Genomic DNA, 18,688 nt, shown 5'->3' on the forward strand with positions numbered 1-18,688 from the left:
AAAGGGCAAACACTACTGTCAGTCTAGTGACGGATACAGCCGGTGCCTGTGTAGAGATCCTACAAAGTCGGCCGTGGCGAATGCCGGTTCCCCTACCGCCGGGGCGCCGCGGGCCATGGGGCGCGCTGCGGCGCCGGTGTGGCCGCCGTGCCGGATAGGATTGTTTTCATGAGCCGCACCTTTCCCACCCTGGACGACGTTGCGCTCATTTCTGCACTGACGGCCCCCCGCGGCCCGTTCCGCCGGGCCGACGTGGTGGCCGAAACCGGCTCCACCAACGTTGACCTCGCCGCCGCGGCCGTGGCAGACCCTGCCGCCTGGCCGGACCTGAGCGTCCTGGCCGCCAATTCGCAGGTGGCCGGCAAGGGCCGCCTGGACCGTACGTGGGAAGTTCCGGCCGGGGCGGCCATGATCTCCAGCGTGCTGTTCCGCCCCTCCGACGCCGCCGCGCACCCGGGCGCCCCCGCCTTCGATCCGGCCGGCCACGCCTGGCTGTCGGTGGTGGCCGGGATTGCCCTGTGCCAGGCCGTGGCCGCCGAGACGGGCGCCAGCGCCGTCCTCAAGTGGCCCAACGACGTCCTGCTCAACGGCCGCAAGCTGGCCGGCATCCTCGCCCAGCTCGTGGCGCCCGGCGCCGGCCGGGCGGGCGCCGCCGTCGTGGTGGGGGTGGGCGTGAACATCAGCCAGCAGCGGGCGGAGCTGCCGGTGGAGACGGCCACGTCGCTGGAACTGGAAACCGGGGCCGTGGTGGACCGCAACGTCCTGCTGCCCGCCTACCTCGTGCGCCTGGCCGGGCTGTACCGCGGGCTGGTGGCCGTGGGCGGCGACGTGCTGCGCCCCCTGGCCGGCGGCGAATCCATCCATGCCATGGCATCGGCCCTGATGTCGACGCTGGGCACGGACGTGCGGGCGGAGCTTCCCGGGGGACGGATGCTCTACGGCACGGCCGTGGGGATCGGCGCGGCCGGGGAATTGCAGCTGCGCGACGCCGGCGGGGTGCTGCATGCCGTCAGTGCCGGTGACGTGGTGCACCTGCGCCGCACCGGGCACGACGGCGGTGTGGGCTATGCGTAAATGGCTGGCGGACGGGGAACAGGTCCAGCTCGTGTGCCGGCCCCATTCGCGGATCCTGGTCTGGCCCATAACGGTCGGGCTGGTGCTGGTCATGGCGGCTTCCGCGGGACTGGCAAAGTTGCAGCCTGCGCAGTTTTACGCCTGGGCGCCCGATGTGCCCCAGCTTCGCCAGCCGGCCATCGTGCTGCTGCTGACGGCCGCGGTGCTGCTGCTGGTGGGCTACCCGCTGCGCCGCGTGGTCCGGTGGGCGAACACCAGCTATGTGCTGACCAGCCAGCGGGTGGTGGTGCGGCGTGGCCGGCTGCGGCGCCAGCAGGAAGACTACTACCTGGCCCGGGTGGAGAGCCTGGACATGCGCCAAAGGCTGCGCCAGCGCGTGGTCGGCGCGGGGGACCTGCAGTTCCACCTCGTGGCCGGGGGCGTGCGGACCGTGCACGACGTGCCGCACATCCAGGAATTCCGCAACCACACGCACCGGGTCTGGACACAATTGCTCCGGGCGTCCTTTCAGCAAGCTCCGGGTGCGGGGTACTACGCTGATGAAGTTGGCTCCGATGAGGACGGCATGAGAAGACACTTGACTGGGAAGGAGCTGCGCAGGCTTGGAAGAGACAATTGACCCGCCCGTGCCGCTGCTCGCGCCCGCCTCACGGAGTCAGACGAAGGCCCTTGAAACGCAGCTTTTGGGTGGCGAACGCACGCTTAAGCGGCGTGCCGTGGCCGCCGGCGCGGGCGTGTCGCTGCTGTCCGCACGCAAGATCTGGCGTGCCATGGGCTTTCCCAACCTGGGGGACGACGACGTCGCCTTCACCCAGCGCGACCAGGAAGCCCTGAACACGGTGGTCAACATGGTCCGTGAGGGCCTGCTGACCGAGGAAACCGCCATCTCGGTCACCCGTTCCATCGGGCAGATGACGGACCGCATGGCCGTGTGGCAGATCGAGGCCCTCGTGGAGGACCTGGTGGCCGAACATGGCGTCAGTGATGCCGAGGCCCGGCGTGCCGTGGTGTCCGAGCTGCCGAACCTGATCGAGCCGCTGGAGAAGCTGCTGGTGTATTCGTACCGGCGCCAGCTCAATGCCGGCATCCAGCGGCTGGCCGTCCGTGCCGCGGAAGGGCTGGCGGAAAGTGCGCTCGGCCGCGAAGGCGACGAGGACGACACCCCGCTGCCGCTGGCCCGTGCCGTGGGCTTCGCCGACCTGGTCAGCTACACCTCCCTGTCCCGGCGCATGAACGAAAAGACGCTGGCCAAGCTGGTCCAGCGCTTTGAGAACATCTGTGCGGAAATCATCAGCGTGGGCGGCGGCCGGCTGGTGAAAACCATCGGTGACGAAGTGCTGTTCAACTGCGAGACCCCCGTGGCCGGTGCCCAGATCTCGCTCGCGCTGGCCGAGGCCATGGCCGCGGACGACTTCCTGCCGGAGGCACGCGTGGCCATGGTGTGGGGGCGCGTGCTTTCCCGGCTGGGCGACATCTACGGCCCCACGGTGAACCTGGCGGCCCGGCTCACGTCACTGGCCGAGCCCGGCACCGTGCTGATCGACTCGGTCACGGCCACGGCGCTCGCCGGCGACGACCGCTTCATTCTCACCGAACTGCCCATGGAACATGTCCGCGGCTTTGGCGAGATTTCCCCGGTGCTGCTCCAGCGCGGACTGGGCCAGGGGATCGTGGTCGACTAGACCCGCCCTGGGGTTCGCTGGGGTTCGATGGTGCAGATAAGGCGGGCTGGAATCCGCCCCGCGGCGGGCTTCGGGATCGGCGGTGCAGCTTCGGTGGCCTGGACCCCCGTCAACCCGCCTCAGCTGCACCGCCGAATCCGGGCACGGGGCCCAACCCGCCTCAGCTGCACCGCCGAATCCGGGCGGGGGAACCGGCAGGCCCGGTGGCGTTTCTTCGGCAAACGCCAAGGTGGCCCGCATAGGCTGGGGTCCGGCCGGCCTTCGTGCCGGTGCGGACCATGACCCGCCGGACAACCGGGGCAAGCGCAGGCAGAAGGGCGGCAGGGATGCATGGACGTGTGATGGACCGCAGGCGGTGGGTGCGTTGGGGCGTGCTGCCCTGGCTGGCCCTGGCGGCCATCCTGGCGCTCGCCGGCTGCGAAGGCGTTGCGGACCCGGGAAATGCCGCCGCCGCGAACCCCGCCGCCACGGCGTCCAGGCCCCACAAGGTGGTGGTGGTCGGCGATTCCTTCAGCACCGGCTACGGGTCGTCGGCCGAGGACGCCTGGCCGAGCCTGATCAGCGCCGCACCCTTGGATCCGGACGACAACTTTGACGTCGTCAACGTCTCCCACAACGGCAGCGGCTACGTGACGGTCGGGGACAACAACTCAACCTTTGGCGCCCAGGTGCAGCAGGCCGTCACGGCAGACACGCAGCTGGTGGTGTTCTTCGGCTCCGAAAATGACATGGGCCATTCCAAGGCGGGCATTGCCGCGGCCGCGAGTGCCGCCTACGCCGCCGTCAAGGCCAAGTCCCCGCACGCCGTGGAACTCGTGGTGGGGCCGCCCACGTACACCAGCGCGCCGGAGGCCGCACGCCTTGACGTCAGGGATGCGCTGGAACAGGCCGCCTCGGACTCCGGTGCGTTGTTTGTGGACCCGATCCAGCAGGGCTGGTTCATCGGCAAGGTGGCCGAACTGGTGGGGCCGGACGGCGACCACCCGACGGCGGCCGGGCAGCGGTACCTCCAGGCGCAGCTGGAAAAGCTCATCAAGGAGGCAGTGGAAACGCTGCCCGCCCCCACGGTCAAGGCCAGGTAGGCCGCCGTGGGAGCGAAGGCACAGGCCCGGCCTGACACGCGCATCACCAGCCGGCAGATCACCGTCGACGGCCGGGAGCGCACGTTCTGGACGACGACGGCGGCCGGCCAGGAAACGCCGGGTGCGCCGTCGGCGGTGCTGCTGGTGCTGCACGGCTCAAGCCAGACGGGACTGCAGGTGCGGTCCTTCAGCGGCAAGAGCTTTGACACGCTCGCGGCGGGCGGCCACGTTGCCGTGGTCTACCCGGACGGGCTGAAGAAGGCGTGGAACCATGCCACCCGCGACGCCCACACGGTGGACGACGTCGCCTTCATCACCGCGCTGGCCGACCACTTCCACGCACTCTACGGGCCCGTCCCGGTGATCGCCGCCGGCTACTCCAACGGCGGGCAGATGGTGATCCGGCTGATCCATGAAATTCCGGACAGGCTCCACGGCGCCGCGATCGTCAGCGCCACCCTGCCGCGTCCCGGCGGGCTGGCCTTTGCAGACAAGGCACAGCCACTGCCAGTGCTGCTGATCCACGGCACCCGCGACCTCGTGGTGCCGTACCGCGGGGAAGGCACCCTGTGGGGCCGCTGGGCACGCAACCCCGGGCCGTCGGCGCTGGAGACGGCCGAATACTTTGCCCGCCGCAACGGCATTACGGAGGCTCCCGTGCAAACCGCCCTGCCGCACCGCCCGGAGAGCGGGCGCACCTGGGTCCGGGGCCTGGCCTTTGCACAGGCAGGGCGCGCACCCGTCACGCTCTACACCGTGGTGGGCGGCGGGCATGTGGTGCCCAACCGCCGCAAGCGCGCCATCTTCGTGCTGGGCCGCACCACCCAGGACCTGAGCGCCGTGGAGGCCGTGGCGGACTTTTTCCCCGTGCTGAGGACGCCCGACGGCGTTGCGCCCGGACCGTCCCCCGCCCCCGGCACCCCAACGGACCCCTGAGCCGCACCCGCCACTGCCCGGCAAACAATCCACCGCGATAAACCCACCGAGTGGAGCAATCCGGTAGCATGAGAGTGCACCGAACCGCCGCGCCCTCCACCAACCCCGGGCCGGCACCGCCGGGAACAGGCTGCGGCACGGCGGATCCGTGCCGGGCGTGACATCCCGGGAACGCTGCACGGCAGGTCGGGGGACCGGGGGCAGCAGCCCGCCAGGCACGGCAGTCAACCATTGGTTTACCTCCGGCCGCCATCAGCCGGAACAGCAAGGGTCTCTCATGGCATTTAACAGGTTGCTCCCCACCTCAACCAATAGACGGCAGGTTTTCACGGCGTCGGCCGCCCTGGCCGTCTGCGCCGCAGTGGTTGCCGGCGCCATGGCCTACCCGGGGTTCACCACCGCCGACGTGGCCCTGAACGACGGCAGCGTGTGGGTGACCAACCATTCGGACGGGCTGGTGGGCCACCTCAACGACCAGTCCCAGGTGCTCGACGGCGGCTTCACGGCCACGGCGGCCGGCTTTGACGTGGTCCAAAACGCCGGCAACGTCTTCATGTCCGATTCCGGGGGCACCGTGCTGAATCCCGTGGACCTGCCCCTCATGGACCAGGCGGCGGAAACCCGGCTCGGCGGCGGGATGCAGGCCTCCGCGGGCACCAACACGGTGGCCCTGACCAACCCCGGGCAGGGCAAGGTGTGGGCCGTCGCCGCCCAAAACGTGCCCTCGTTCAACGCCAGGTCCACCACGCCCATCGCCACCGGCCTGACCCACCCGGTGTCCGTCACGGCGCCGGACGACACCATCTACACGGTCGACGCGAAGACCGGCGTGCTCCTCACCACCAGCCTGAACAGCGACGGCACCGTCGCCTCCCAGGACCGGACGACGGTGGCGGGCCTGGCGGGCCTGCAGGATGTCCAATTGACCCTGGCCGGCAACCAGCCGGTGGAGTTTTCGCCGTCGGCCGGGAAACTGTTCCTGCCCGGCGGCAGGCAGGCGGCCGTGGCCGATGCCGTGGGCGCCGTGGTCCAGCAGCCTTCCGCTGACGGCACCTTTGTGGCGGTTGAGACCGGCCGGGGCCTGGCCACCCAGCCGCTGGACGGCTCGGCCGCCACGGTCCTGCCCCTGCCGTCCACGGGCAAGGCCATCGCCCCCGTGGTGCAGGGCAGCTGCGTCCACGCAGCATGGTCGGGGGCCAACAAGTATGTGCGGGCCTGCGGCGGGCAGGGCACGCTGGTGGACATTCCACACGCCGGCGGACAGGCGCAGTTCGTGTTCCGCAAGAACCGCGACGTGGTGGTCCTCAACGACGTCAACGGCGGCAACGTGTGGCTGGTCAACCAAAACATGGTGCTCGTCAACAACTGGAACGACTTGAAGGTGAACCTGCGGCAGGCCCAGGACGCGAACAGGGATTCCGCCGACCCCAACGTCGTGAACACCCTGCCGGACCGGACCAAGCCGAACCGCCCGCCGATCGCGAAGCCGGACGACTTCGGCGTCCGCGCCGGCGCCACCACGCTGCTGCCGGTCCTGTACAACGACTCCGACCCCGACGGAGACGTCCTCACGGTCCAGGGCGAACCGGAGAAGACCGCGCTCGGCACCGTCCAGCCCGTCTACGGCGGCACCGGTCTGCAGGTCACGGTGCCGCCCGGCGCCACCGGCACCCAAACCTTCAACTACACCGCCGACGACGGCCGGGGCGGCACCGCGTCCGCGCCGGTCACGGTCCACGTGGTGCCGGCGTCGGCCAACAACGCCCCGGTGTCGCGGCGCGCCACGTCCATCGTGGTCTCGCAGGGCGCGTCCATCACCCAAAATGTGCTCTCGGACATGATCGACCCCGACGGTGACGAGTTTTTCCTTGTCGGCGCCAAGGCCGGGGACGCCACCGCCCAGGTGAAGACCACCCCGGACGGCCAGCTGACCTACGCCGACAACGGCCAAGGCTCCGGGGCCAGGTCGGTCACCATCACCGTGTCCGACGGCCGCGCCACCACGGAGAAGAAGATCTCCGTCAACGTCAAGCCCGCCGGTTCCGTGCCGCCGGTGGCGAATGCCGACCATGTGCGCGTGGTGGCCGGGGAGTCCGTCAAGGTGGCCCCGCTCGCCAACGACCAGGACCCCGCGGGCGGGCAGCTGCGGCTGGCCAGCGTGGGCAGGGCGGCCACGGCCACCACCTCGGCCCCGGCCGACGACGGCACCTTCACCTTCAACTCCTCCACCCCGGGCGCCGTGTACCTGACGTACCAGGTGACCAACGGCCCGCAGAGCGCCACGGGCCTGATCCGGGTGGACGTGGTGTCCGCCGACGCCTCCAAGGCCCCCATTGCCGTGAAGGACACGGCGATGCTGCCGGCCGGCGGCACGGCCGTGGTGGACGTCCTGGGCAATGACACGGACCCCTCCGGCGGCGTGCTGGTGGCCCGGTCCGTTGACGCGCCGGCCACGGCCGGCGTGTCCGCTGCCGTGGTGGACCACCACCTCGTGAAGATTTCCGATGTCAACGACCCCGGCCGGCCCGTGCAGCTGCACTACACCGTGGCCAACGCCTTCGGCACGTCCACGGGCATCATTGACGTCGTCCGCATACCCTCCCCGGCAACCCTGCAGCCGCCCGTCGCCAAGCCGGACACCGCCGTCGTCCGGGCCGGGGACGTGGTGCGCATCCCCGTCCTGGCCAATGATTCCGACCCCAACGGCAACACCCTCAAGAACCCTGCCATCACCCAGGCTCCCGACGCCTCCCGGGGCAGGCTGTGGGTGGACCAGGACTCCCTGCGCTTCCTGGCCGGTGCCAAGCCCGGACCCATCACGGCGGTCTACAAGGTCACCAACAGCTCCGGGCAGTCCGACTCGGCAACCGTCACCATCAACATCATTGCCCCCGACCCCGCCCACAACCTCCCGCCCGCCCCGAAGGATGTCGAGGGACGGGTCATCGCCGGAGGGCAGGAACGCATCGTGGTCCCGCTGGACGGGATCGACCCCGACGGCGACTCCGTCCAGCTCACCGGAATTGACAAGGCACCCGTGCTGGGGACAGCCGTCGCCGGCAACGGCTACATCAACTATGTCGCGGCGGGCAATTCCGCGGGCACGGACACCTTCACGTACACGGTGCGGGACCGGCTGGGCGCCTCGGCCACGGGCACCGTCCGCGTGGGCATCGCGCCCCAGGGCAGCACCAACCACCCGCCCCAGGCGCAGGACGACTACCTGACCGTCCGCCCCAACCGGCAGGTGGCCGTCAACGTAACGGCCAACGACACCGACCCCGACGGCGACCCGCTCGCGGTCGTGAAAAACGGCTTCCACGGCCCGTCCGCCATGAAGCCGCGCGTGGGGGACCAGGGCGGCGTGGTGGTGACCTCGCCCGCGGAATCCGGCATTGCCACAATGGGCTACACCGTGGCCGATCCCTCCGGTGCCACGGCCCAGGCCAACATCCGCATGACGGTCAGCCCCACCGCCCCGCTCAAGGCGCCGATCGCCCGGGACGACTTCGTTACGGCCGCCCAGGCCCTAGGCAAAAACACGGTGGACGTACCGGTGCTGCGCAACGACGAGGACCCCGACGGCGTGGCCTCGGACCTGTCCGTCGCCGTCGATCCCGCGCATGCCAAGACCGCCACAGTGACTGCCTCGGGCACGGTGCGGGTCACGCTGGCACAGGCGCCGCAAATGATCCCGTACACCGTCACCGACCCGGACAGGCTCAGCTCCACGGCCATCATCTGGGTGCCCGGGCTGGGCAGCCAGTACCCCGTGCTCGCCAAGACCACACCCATCACGGTCCAGGCCGGCCAAAGCGCCAGCCTCAAGCTCAGCGATTACGTCAAGGTGCGGGCCGGGCACACGCCGAGGCTGACGCAGGCGGACAAGATCACCCTGATCGGTGCCCCGTCAACCAACGCCGCCACCGGGAACGGCGACGGCATCATCTACCGGGCCGACCAGGACTTTTACGGCCCCGGCTCCATCACCTTCGAGGTCACGGACGGCACCGGGCCGGACGATCCCGCCGGGCTGAAGTCGACCCTGACGGTCATGACCACCGTGACGCCGGCGCCGTCAAAGAACCTGCCGCCAAGGTTCAACGGCACGCAGCTGGACGTGGCGCAGGACGAATCCGCCGTCCAGGACCTGGCCCGCCTGGCGAAAGACCCGGAAAACGACCCGCTGCAGTTCAAGCTGGCGGGGGCGGCGCCGCCGGGCTTCAAGGCCGCGCTTTCGGGCAGCCGGCTGACGGTGACGGCCTCGGCGGACGCCAGGCCGGGGGTCAGCGGCAGCATCGCCGTGTCCGCCAGCGACGGCCACAACCCGCCCGTCACCGCCAACATCGTGGTGACAGCAACGTCGTCGACCCGGCCCAAGGCCGTGGCGAACGACGACGTGGTGCCCGACGCCCAGGCCGGCCGCCCGGCAACCGCCAACGTCCTGGCCAATGACGTCAACCCGTTCCCGGACACACCGCTGAAGGTCATCGGCACGCAGCTGGAAAGCGGCGGCGCCGGGATCACGGTCTCCCACACGGACTCCACCGTCACCGTCAATTCCGGCCCGGACTTCAAGGGCACCGTGGTGGTCCGCTACAGCGTCCAGGACAAGACGAAGGACGCCGCCCGGGTGGTCAACGGCCGGCTCACCGTCACCATCAAGGGCCGGCCCGACACGCCACAGGCGCCGCGCATCCTGGAAGAAAAGGACAAGGCCGTGTCACTGGGCTGGCCCACGCCGGCGGACAACGGTTCACCCATCACCTCCTACACCGTGGCCTGGGCCGGCGGCAGCCAGCAGTGCGGCGCCAACACCTGCGTCATCACCGGGCTGAAAAACGCCCAAAGCTACACCTTCACCGCGTCCGCCACCAACGCCGTCGGCACCTCGGCGCCGTCGGGCCCCTCCGCCACGGCCGTGCCCGATGCCGCCCCGGACGCGCCCGGCGCGCCCATGGTGACGTTTGGGGACCAATCCGTGGCGTTGTCCTGGAACACGCCCGTCGGCGACTACTCGGCCGTCACCCACTACACCGTGGAGATCTCCCCGGCGCCGGCCGGGCAGAACCCCCAGCGGAGCGACGTGAAGGGCAACACGTTGACGTGGACGGGGCTGGCCAACGGCACCACCTACCAGTTCCGGGTCCAGGCCTGGAACAAGGCCAGGAAGCCGTCCGGCTTCAGCCCCTACTCGGCCGGCGTGGTGCCGGCCGGCAAACCCGGCAGGCCCGCGGCGCCGCAGATCAACGGTGCCACCGCCCTGGGGTCGCAGAGCCAGCTGCAGGTGGGCTGGAACCCGCCGGACAGCAACGGTGCACCGATCGCGCACTACACCCTGCGGGTGCTGCGCGGCGGCACCGTGGTCAACACCATCCAGACCGCGGAAACCATGCAGACCGTGAACGTTGACAACTCACAGACGCCCTACAGCTTCGACGTCTCCGCCACCAACAAGGCCGGCACCGGCACCCGCAGCGCCGCGTCCACCGCACAACGGGCGGTGGGCAAGCCCGCCATGATGAACGCGCCGAGGCTGACCGCCACCAACACCAGTGGTGCCGGCGGGCAGGTCCGGGTGGACTTCACGCCGCTGTCAGCCAACCAGATGAACGGGTACTCACCCGGCGAGATCAGCTACTGCGTCAACCTGGGCGGCACGGACCACTGCGGCGTGTCCTCCGGCGTGCTGCTGCCGGCGTCCAACGGCCAGTCCATCCGCGCAACGGTCTACGCCGTCGGCTCCACCGGGTCCAGCTCCACGGCCGGCGACGCGTCCGCCCCGTCCAACGCCGTCACCCCTTACGGTGTGCCGTCCCAGGTGTCGGTCAACGGCGGCACCAGCAGCCGCGGTGACACCGCGGTGCACTGGAGCTGGCAGGCGCCGGCAAGCAACGGCCGTGCCATCTCCGGCTACCAGGTCAACACCGGCAGCGGCTGGAACGGGGTGGGGATGGCCACGTCCTACAGCGAGCAGACGGGCAAGAACGGGCAAAGCCGGACCCTGTCGGTGCGGGCCTGCAACCTCGGCGGCTGCGGCGCGGCCGGCTCCGCCACCTCCACGAGCGGCCCGCCCGCACAGTGGGAGACGTCGCTGAATCCCGGCGTGGTGTCGCGCAGCTGCACCGAATCCTCGCCCACCAGCCGCGACTGGAGTGCAGACCACTACTGCCAAGGAACGGGCGGCAACTGGGCCCCTTATTGGGAGTACCCGGGACAGAACATGGTGGTCAGGTGCTACATCAACCGCGTCGACCCGTCGGGCGCCACGCCCTATTCAAACGGCAACGTGGTCCCGTACTTCCTCATTGAGCCCGGCTCCTACCAGAACGTGGGCCGCTACGTGGAGGCCTCACACACCTATCTGGGCGGACCGCCGTCCGGGATGGGGCCCTGCTGACCCGCTCCCGGGCCCTGGCCGGACCGGACTGACCCCGGCTCCGGCGCCCTGCCACATTGACGGTGCAGCTTCGGCGGCCTGGCGGGGTTGCAGCCCGCCGAAGCTGCACCGCCGAATCCCGGACCCCGGTGCCTGCCATGGGGAGAAGTGTCCATTGCACGCCGAATGGAATTATGGGCACACTAAACTGGTGAGCCGTGCATCCGGCCCCGCAGCGGCGGGTCCGGATTCGCGCGGCGGGTCTTTTTCGGCAGTATTTGCATACCCGGTCCTGGGGACCGGGCGGGGGTAAGGGTTTTCATGGCTTTGCAGCGCCTGGCGGGCAAAAGTGGCAGGAGGCAGCTCTTTTCGGCCTCTGCCGCCGTGGCGGTCTCGGCGGCAGTGGTGGCGGGTGCCATCATTTACCCGGGGTTCAACACCGCGGACGTGGACCTCAACGATGGCAGCGTCTGGGTCACCAACCGTGGCATGAACATGGTGGGCCATCTCAACGCCCAGTCCAAGGTGCTGGACGGCGGCTTCACGGCCACCACGTCCGGCTTCGATGTGCTCCAGCAGGGCGGCACGGTGTTCATGGACAACGATTCCGGCACGCTGCTGAACCAGGTGGACGTGCCCGCCATGGCGCTGGGGGACGACACCGCCCTGGCCGGCTCCAAGCACGTTTCACTTGGCACGGACCTGGCCGTCATCGCCGATCCCGCCGCCGGCAAGGTGTGGGCGCTGCCGCAGGCCGGGGTGTCCTCGTTCAATGACAAGACCAGCAAGCCCCTGGCGGCGAAGAAGACCCACGTGCAGGCCGCCGTCGGGCTTAAGGACGACGGCGGCAACAGCGACGTCTTTGTCCTCGATGCGAAGTCGGCCGTCCTGACCACCTCCCGGGTGTCGGCCGACGGCACGGTCCTGGAGTCAAGGGATGCCACGATCGACGGCCTCCCCGACTCCGGCACCCTGCAGCTGACCGTGGTGGGCAACAAGCCGGTGGTGTTTGACCCCGCCGGCGGCACGCTGTTCCTGCCGGGAAACAAAAAGGCCACGGTGCCCGGCGGCGCCGACGGCAAGGTCCAGCAGCGCAGCGCGGCCGGGAACTTCGTCGCCGTGGAGACGGGCCACGGGCTGGCCGTCCAGCCGCTCGACGGCGGCCAGGGCACCACCGTCCCGTCCGGCGCCACGGGCCGGGCCATCGCCCCCGTGCAACAGGACGGGTGTGTGCACGCGGCGTGGAACGGCGCCAACAAATACCTGCTGTACTGCCAGGGCCAGGACCCCAAGCCCGTGTCCATCCCCAAGGCGTCGGGGCAGTCCGACCTGGTGTTCCGGCAAAACCGGGACGTGGTGGTGCTCAACGACATGGCCGGCGGCAACGTCTGGCTCGTCAACCAAAACCTCATGCTGGTGAACAACTGGAAGGACCTCACCGCCGCCCAAAAGACCACGGACAACGCCGAGAAGGAATCCTCGGACCCGAACGTGGTGAACACACTGCCGGACCGCACCAAGCCGAACCGCCCGCCCGTGGCCATGCCGGACAGCTACGGCGTACGGGCCGGCAGCACCACGCTGCTGCCCGTGCTGTACAACGACTCCGACCCGGACGGGGACGTCCTGACGGTCAGCGACAGTGCGACGGCCACCAGCCTTGGCACGGTGCAAACGGTCTACGGCGGCACGGGGCTGCAAATGGCCACCGACGCCAACGCCGCCGGCACCGAATCGTTTGCCTACACCGCCGACGACGGCCGCGGCGGCACGGCGAAGGGCTCCGTTTCGGTCCGAGTGGTGCCGGACAGCGAAAACTCCGCGCCCGTCTCGCTGCGCGCCACCACGATGGTGGTGGCCCAGGGCCAGTCGATCACCCAGAATGTGCTGGCGGACATGATCGACCCCGACGGCGATGACATCTTCCTGGTCGGGGCCAAGCCCGGCGACGCCACCGGCCAGGTGAAGTTCACCCCCGACGGCGAGTTGAGCTACCTGGACAACGGCCAGGACACCGGCCCCAAGACCGTCACGATCAAGGTCTCCGACAACCGGGCGGTCACGGAAAAAACCATCAAGGTCAGTGTCAAGCCTGCCGGCGCCGTCCCACCGGTCGCCAATGCCGATTACCTGCGGGTGACGGCCGGCCAGAAGGGGACCGTGGCCCCCCTGAAGAACGACCAGGACCCGTCCGGCGGCGAACTGCGGCTGGCCAGTGTGGACAAGCCCGCCACGGGCACCGTCGGCCCCATCGCCGACAACGGCACGTTTACCTTTTCCTCCGACACCGTCGGCGCCGCCTACCTCACCTACCAGGTGACCAACGGCCCGCAAAGCGCCACCGGCCTGATCCGGGTGGACGTGGTGCCGTCACAGGAGGATTCGGCCCCGATCGCGGTGAAGGACACCGCCCTGCTGCCGGTGGGCGGCTCCACCCTGGTGGACGTCCTTGGCAATGACACAGACCCGGCCGGGGGAGTCCTCGTGGTCACGTCGGTGGACGCCCCGGCGGAGGCCGGCGTCAGCGCGAGCGTCCTGGACCACCACATCGTGAAGGTCAGCGACCTCAACGACCCCGGCCGGCCCGTGACCATCCACTACACCGTCGCCAACGGGCAGGGCACCTCAACCGGCGCCATCTCCGTGCTCCGCATCCCGGCGGCGTCAACCCTGCAGCCCCCCGTGGCGCACCCCGACGCCGTCAACGTCCGTGTGGGCGACGTGGTGCGCATCCCGGTGCTCGCCAACGACACCGACCCCAACGGCGACGTGCTCAAGCACCCCGAAATCACCCAGGCCCCGGACACGGCTGCCGGCCGGCTCTGGGTGGACCAGGACACCCTGCGCTTCCTCGCCGGCCCGACGGCGGGCAGCGTCTCCGCCGTGTACAAGGTCACCAATGATTCCGGCCAGTCGGACTCTGCGGACGTGACCATCAACGTCATCGCCGCCGACCCCGCCCACAACCTGCCGCCCGATCCCCAGGACGTCAAGGGCCGGGTCATCGCCGGCGGGGCGGTCCGGATCCAGATCCCGCTCGACGGGACCGACCCCGACGGCGACTCCGTCCAGCTGGCCGGCATCGACACCGCGCCCTCCCTGGGCACCGCCGTTCCGGGCAACGGGTTCATCCTGTACACCGCGGCCGGCAATGCCGCCGGGACGGACACCTTCACCTACAAGGTCCGTGACCGCCTCGGTGCCCAGGCCGTGGGCACCGTGGAAGTGGGCGTGGCCAAGGCCGGCTCCACGAACCGCCCGCCGCAGGCCGAGGACGACTTCATCTCGATGCGCCCGGGCCGCCCGGTGGCCCTGGACGTGCTGCTGAACGATTCAGATCCCGACGGCGACCGGCTCGCGGTCGTCAAAAACGGCTTCAACGGGCCCAAGGACATGGCGCCGCACGTCAGCGCGCAGGGCAGGGTCATTGTCACCGCACCCGAGGCCGTGGGCACCGCCACCATGGGATACACCGTGACCGATCCCGCCGGGGCCACGGACCGGGCCAACATCCGCATGGACGTCACCGCCAACGCCCCGCTGCGCGCCCCGATAGCCCGGGACGACACCGTCACCACCCAGGAGGCGCTGGGCCGCAACACGGTCAACGTGCCCGTGCTGAAAAATGACGAAGACCCGGACGGCGTCGCCGATGCCCTGAAGGTCTCGCTGGCCCGGCCCACCGACACCGCTTCGGTCAACGCCGGGGGCAGCATCCAGGTCCGCCTCACGCAGGCCCCGCAGATGGTGCCGTACACCGTGACGGACCGGGACAGGCTCAGTTCCACGGCCATCATCTGGGTGCCGGGCCTGGGGCAGCAGTACCCGGTGCTGGCCAAGTCGGACGTCATCCAAGTCCAGGCCGGCAAGACGGCCACCCTGAACATCTTGGAATACGTCAAGGTGCGCGAGGGCCACACGCCGCGCATCACGCAGGCGGACAAGGTCAAGCTGGTGGGTGCGGCCGGGACGGACGTGCTGGACAAGGACGGCAGCGCCATCATCTACCGGGCCAACCCGGACTTTTACGGGCCCGGCTCCATCACCTTTGAAGTCACCGACGGCACCGGCCCGGACGACCCCTCCGGCCTGAAGTCCACGCTCACGGTCATGACCGACGTGCTGCCGGCACCGGCCAGGAACCTCGCACCAAAGCTCTCCGGCACGGCACTGGACGTGGCCCAACTTGATGCCACCGAAACCAACCTGGCCCTGCTGGCCAGCGACCCGGAAAAGGACCCGCTGAAGTTCAGCCTGTCCGGCGATGTGCCGGGCGGCCTCAAGGCAAAGCTCGACGGAACCACACTGTCCATCTCGGCGGGGAAGGGCGCACCCCTGGGCTCCGTGCAAACGGTGGGCATAGAGGTCTCCGACGGGCACAACCCGGCCGTGAAGGCCGCAGTCACTGTGACCGTGACGTCGTCGAACAAGCCCAAGGCGGTGGCCAACGCCGATTCCGTGCCGGACGCCCATGCCGGGCGCCTGGAAAGCGTGCCGGTACTGGCCAATGACGTCAACCCCTTCCCGGACACGCCGCTGAAGATTGTGGATGCGCGGCTGCTGACCGGGCCGGCGGACACCGCCGTGGCCGTGTCCGGGGACAAGGTCAACGTCACCGCCCCCGCGAGCTTTACCGGCAACGTGGCAGTCAGCTACACCGTCCAGGACAAGACTGGAGACCATGCGCGCTGGGTGGAAGGCCGCCTCACGCTCAACGTCAAGGGCAAGCCCGGCACCCCGGCGGCCCCGCGGATCGTGGAGGTCAAGAGCAGGGCGGTCATGCTCAAATGGGCCACGCCCGTGGACAACGGCTCACCCATCACCGGCTATACGGTGCTGCGCAGCGACGGTGCCAGGCAGGCATGCGCCACCAACACCTGCCTCATCACCGGCCTGGGGAACAACACGCCATACACGTTCACCGTCAGCGCCACGAATGCGGTGGGGGAGTCCAAATACTCGCCCGCTTCGGCCAAGGCCGTGCCGGACCAGCAGCCGGACGCCCCGGCAGCGCCGAAGATCGTCCGCGGGGACACCACGCTGGACGTCAGCTGGACCACCCCCGTGGGCGAATATTCGCCGGTGAAGACGTTCAACGTCCAGATCTCACCGACCCCGGCCGGGCAGAACCCGCAAAAAACGGGGGTCAAGGGCAACAAACTCACGTGGACCGGCCTGAGCAACGGGGTGGCCTACACCTTCCGCGTGCAGGCCGTGAACAGTGCGCCCAAACCCTCCAACTGGAGCCCGTACACCGCCACCCCGGTCAAGCCTGCCGGCAAGCCGTTCACCCCCGCCGCCCCCACCACCACGCTGGTGGACACGGTGGGCACCCAAAACCAGGTCCGCGTGGACTGGCGGCAGCCGAACCTGAACGGGGGCATGCTGAAGGACTACACCCTGACCACCTACCTCAACGGCGCCGCCCAGGGATCGCTCACGACCACTTCGCCCACGGCCACGGTCCACCTGCCCAACGGCACCGGGAACTACACCTTCCGCGTGGTGGCCACCACCGAGGTGGCGGCATCCAACCCCAGTGCAGCGTCGGCGCCCCGGCGCTCGGTCAGCAGGCCGGGCCAGGTCCAGAACGTGAAGATCGCCGCTGCCAACACCGGAGGCGCGGGCGGGCGCATCACCGTCAACTTCTCCCGCCTCAGCGGCACCGCCACCGGCGGTTCCTCCGCCGGGGAGCTGACGTACCATGCCAAGGTCACCTCCACCGGCGCCGACTACGTGGTCAACCCGGGCAGCCAGGTGCCCGCCCCCAACGGCGCATCCACCAGGGTCACCGTGTACGCGAAGTCGTCGGCATTTGCCACGGCCGGCAACGCCTCCGCACCGTCCAATGCCGTCACCCCCTACGGCACACCCGGCACGCCCGGACTGAGCCCGAAGAGCAGCTCCAAGGGCGACCAGTCCGCGTACTACAGCTGGACTGCACCGTCCGGCGCCGTTGACTCCACGGGTGTCCGGATCAAGGAAGGCAACAATGCCTGGAGCGGCTGGAAGACTGCGTCGTCAGGCAGCGGCTCCGTGGGCACCGGAGGATACTCCCGGGGCGTGGTCATCCAGGCCCAGTCCCGGAACTCCGCCGGCACGCTCGGGCCGATCAGGAAAGTGACGGCCTACAGCGGCGTCAAGCCCGATCCGCCTCAACCGAAGAACACCGTGCGCGTCTTGAAGTCCACCAACAACTCCTGCACCGAGGGCACCGGCCAGGGTGACATTTTCAGCTATGGCCCGCCCAAGACCTGCGGCGGCGTGCCCGGAGGATCAACCAATCCGGGCTACCCCTGGCTGTCCTATTCCAACGGCTCCGTCGCCATCGACAAATGCGGCAGCCCGTGGGGCACCACCGGCTGGTACCACATGACCAGCGGGCCGACGTCGAACCGGTGGGTGCGGGCGGACACGGTGTTCTTCACCTCCGGGAGCAAGCCGTGCTGACGGCGGCGCCGCCGGGCGCAAATGGCGTGTTACACCAATGGCTGGATAAACTAACGCAGGTTCTAGCGCAGTGGGGCTGCACCGCTGCGACACGATCGAAAGAGGGAACAGCATGTCCATGACGCCGGAACAGGCCACCTGGTTCGCCGGAACCTTTGAAAAGCTGGTTGCCAACGTGGGCCAGGCAGTCCTGGGCAAGGCGCACGTGGTCAGCCTGACACTCTCCGCCATGCTGGCCGAAGGGCACGTATTGTTCGAGGACGCGCCCGGCACCGGCAAGACCATGCTGGCCCGCGCCCTTTCGGCCACGGTGAAGGGCACGCATTCACGCATCCAGTTCACCCCCGACCTGCTGCCCTCGGACGTCACCGGCGTCACCATCTATGACCAAAAGACGCAGGTCTTCGAGTTCCACAAGGGACCGATCTTCGCCACGATCGTGCTGGCCGATGAAATCAACCGGGCCTCCCCGAAAACGCAGTCCGCGCTGTTGGAGGTCATGGAGGAATCCCGGGTGACCGTGGATGGGGCCGGCTATGAGACCGGCCGGCCGTTCATGGTGCTGGCCACCCAGAACCCCATTGAACAGGCGGGCACGTACCGCCTGCCCGAGGCCCAGCTGGACCGCTTCCTCATCAAGACCTCCATCGGCTACCCGGACCACGCCTCCACGGTGCAACTGCTCTCCGGCTCCAGCCAGCGGGACAGGACGGCCACGCTGCAGGCCATCATCACCCCGCAGGCGGTGGCGGAGATGGCCGACCTCGCGTCCACCACGCACACCGACGCCGCCGTGCTCGAGTACGTCTCGCGCCTGTGCGAGGAGACCCGCAACGCCCCGGAAACCCGCCTGGGCGTATCCGTCCGCGGCGCGATCGCCATGGTGCGCATGGCCAAGGTCTGGGCCGCAGCCAAGGGCCGCAACTACGTGCTGCCGGATGACATCAAGGAACTGGCACCCTACGTCTGGACCCACCGCTTCGTCATGGACCCGGAAGCCGAGTTTGCCGGTGCCACCCCCGAGGTGGTGCTCGGGCGGGTCCTGGCCGAGGTGGCCGCGCCGCAGCAGCGCGCCACGGCCTGAC

Annotated in this window: 8 protein-coding genes; all 8 read left to right on the top strand. The window is 69.5% G+C overall.

The window, feature by feature from the left end:
* Positions 1–168: 168 nt before the first annotated feature.
* The 8 genes from MMF96_RS04865 to MMF96_RS04900 all read left to right on the top strand — a co-directional run bounded on the left by MMF96_RS04865 (position 169) and on the right by MMF96_RS04900 (position 18,687).
* Positions 169–1,074, top strand: a complete 906-nt coding sequence (locus tag MMF96_RS04865; RefSeq protein WP_256882743.1) for a biotin--[acetyl-CoA-carboxylase] ligase — start codon at positions 169–171, stop codon at positions 1,072–1,074.
* Positions 1,067–1,693, top strand: a complete 627-nt coding sequence (locus tag MMF96_RS04870) for a PH domain-containing protein (RefSeq protein ID WP_176615559.1) — start codon at positions 1,067–1,069, stop codon at positions 1,691–1,693. The genes MMF96_RS04865 and MMF96_RS04870 overlap by 8 nt, the downstream gene beginning before the upstream one ends.
* Entirely contained in the window at positions 1,677–2,756 is a 1,080-nt protein-coding gene (locus MMF96_RS04875) for an adenylate/guanylate cyclase domain-containing protein (RefSeq protein ID WP_256127694.1), read from the top strand. Before MMF96_RS04870 ends, MMF96_RS04875 begins: the two co-directional genes overlap by 17 nt.
* A gap of 341 nt (positions 2,757–3,097) precedes the next feature.
* Positions 3,098–3,838: an SGNH/GDSL hydrolase family protein gene (locus tag MMF96_RS04880; RefSeq protein WP_256882744.1), complete on the top strand. Its 741-nt coding sequence runs from the start codon at positions 3,098–3,100 to the stop codon at positions 3,836–3,838.
* A gap of 6 nt (positions 3,839–3,844) precedes the next feature.
* Positions 3,845–4,774 (top strand): hypothetical protein, encoded by a 930-nt coding sequence (locus MMF96_RS04885; protein WP_256882745.1) that lies wholly within the window; start codon positions 3,845–3,847, stop codon positions 4,772–4,774.
* A gap of 277 nt (positions 4,775–5,051) precedes the next feature.
* Positions 5,052–11,174, top strand: a complete 6,123-nt coding sequence (locus MMF96_RS04890) for an Ig-like domain-containing protein (protein WP_256882746.1) — start codon at positions 5,052–5,054, stop codon at positions 11,172–11,174.
* Positions 11,175–11,474: 300 nt separating this feature from the next.
* Positions 11,475–17,603: an Ig-like domain-containing protein gene (locus MMF96_RS04895; RefSeq protein ID WP_256882747.1), complete on the top strand. Its 6,129-nt coding sequence runs from the start codon at positions 11,475–11,477 to the stop codon at positions 17,601–17,603.
* A 112-nt stretch (positions 17,604–17,715) separates the two neighbouring features.
* Positions 17,716–18,687 carry a MoxR family ATPase gene (locus tag MMF96_RS04900; RefSeq protein WP_176615564.1) on the top strand — a complete coding sequence of 324 codons (972 nt, stop codon included), beginning with the start codon at positions 17,716–17,718 and terminating at the stop codon, positions 18,685–18,687.
* Position 18,688: the final 1 nt, after the last annotated feature.

Origin of the sequence: Arthrobacter sp. STN4 (genome assembly GCF_024539665.1) — a bacterium.
In the GTDB taxonomy this organism is placed as follows: Bacteria; Actinomycetota; Actinomycetes; order Actinomycetales; family Micrococcaceae; genus Specibacter.